The organism is Peribacillus sp. NPDC056705, assembly GCF_043656335.1.
The window spans coordinates 1-1,320 of record NZ_JBHTYI010000206.1 but is presented as its reverse complement, the minus strand read 5'-3'; the positions used below and the strand labels follow the sequence as shown (position 1 = coordinate 1,320).

Sequence of the window (1,320 nt, the reverse complement as noted above, 5' to 3'; positions counted from 1 at the left end):
GTATATTCCATGGTTTCACCTCCTGACATCCCAAATGTACACCTTTACGTAACGTTAAGGTCAACACTTTTGATAAAAAAATACCAAGAAAAAAAACACCCTTACCTCAGGGTGTCATTGGTTGATATTTTCATTGACCCGCCGGGTCCGGTTATGAATAGCAGCAATATCCTCGGGATACTCGCGGGTATACCTCTCAAATCGATCTGAGTTCAAGACTTTGCACATGAGATACATGTTGCCGTCTCCGTTCTCGGGATCAACCAAGGATGTCGCTCCGCGGTTGCCAATGTAACAGCAGGCCACTTGTATTTCCCGAGGAGTATCGTCTGCTCCACATAGTGGATCAATCGCGCTCCGAGCCGGTGACCCTGCAGCATCGGATCTACCGCGAACCACTTGATGAAGGGAAGATCGGTCACGTCGCGAACGTCGCCTTCCAGCGAATACGTGATGGTTGCCGCGATCGAACCTCCCTTCTCCAATACATAGCATTCATTCCGCTCGATATTCGCCAGCGCCGCATCTTGAGTAACATAAGCCGCCGGCCACTTGAGATTCAACATGCGGATCGGTTCGTAGGCCCGGTATAGCAGATTCCTTAAAGCCGGGGCATCCGCTGCAATGGCCAGGCGTATGACTTCATGCTCGTTATCGTCCATCTTCTACGATCCTCCACTTCAGTCCTAAGATGATAACTCAACAGGCAATGGCTCGAGGCTCTCCTGTGTCCCGTTCCACAAATGGCATCGTACAGCATGACCTGCTCCGACCTCCGACCATTCCGGCATCTCGGCGGCACAACGCTCGAACGCATGCATGCATCTTGATCGGAACGGACAGCCCTGGATGGCGGTCGAGGGGTCGGGTAAATCCCCGCTTAGAATGATGGGCTCTCTCTTCTCACCGCCCCGTTCGGCCGGAATCGACGAGACTAACGCTTGTGTGTAGGGATGGCGTGGATTGTTATACAGATCATTCACATCAGCAATCTCTACAATGCTTCCAAGATACATGACAGCGACTCGATCACTCACATAGTGCACCACGTTCAGATCATGGGAAATAAACAGATAGGTCAGAGACAATTCACTTTGCAGCGCTTTGAGCAGATTCAATATCTGCGCCTGTACAGAGACATCCAATGCCGATACGGGCTCATCGAGCACCACGAACTCCGGATTCAGCATCAGCGCCCGTGCAATGCCTACCCGCTGCCGCTGCCCGCCGCTTAACTCATGGGGATATCGATCCATATAGGAAGCATTCAGACCTATCCGGTCCAACATCTCCAGAACTTCGCCTTTGCGCTTCTGCCGG

The 1,320-nt window shown here is 52.0% G+C and carries 3 protein-coding genes; 1 reads left to right on the top strand and 2 read right to left on the bottom strand.

All coding sequences use genetic code 11. The annotated features are described in order from the left end of the window. Positions 1-210 (top strand): hypothetical protein (locus tag ACFRAK_RS28960; RefSeq protein ID WP_394573192.1); only part of this gene is annotated, 210 nt, incomplete at its 5' end. 2 nt (positions 211-212) lie between these two features. Here the strand turns inward: ACFRAK_RS28960 and ACFRAK_RS28955 are convergent. Further along, the gene (locus tag ACFRAK_RS28955) at positions 213-662 is read right to left on the bottom strand and encodes a GNAT family N-acetyltransferase (RefSeq protein ID WP_394573191.1); all 450 of its coding nucleotides are present in this window, start codon (positions 660-662) and stop codon (positions 213-215) included. 24 nt (positions 663-686) lie between these two features. Next, positions 687-1,320 (bottom strand): oligopeptide/dipeptide ABC transporter ATP-binding protein (locus ACFRAK_RS28950; protein WP_394573190.1); only part of this gene is annotated, 634 nt, incomplete at its 5' end.

Excerpts from the sequence above, each read along its gene's own strand:
- ACFRAK_RS28955 (WP_394573191.1), bottom strand. The coding sequence starts at position 662 with ATGGACGATAACGAGCATGAAGTCATACGCCTGGCCATTGCAGCGGAT.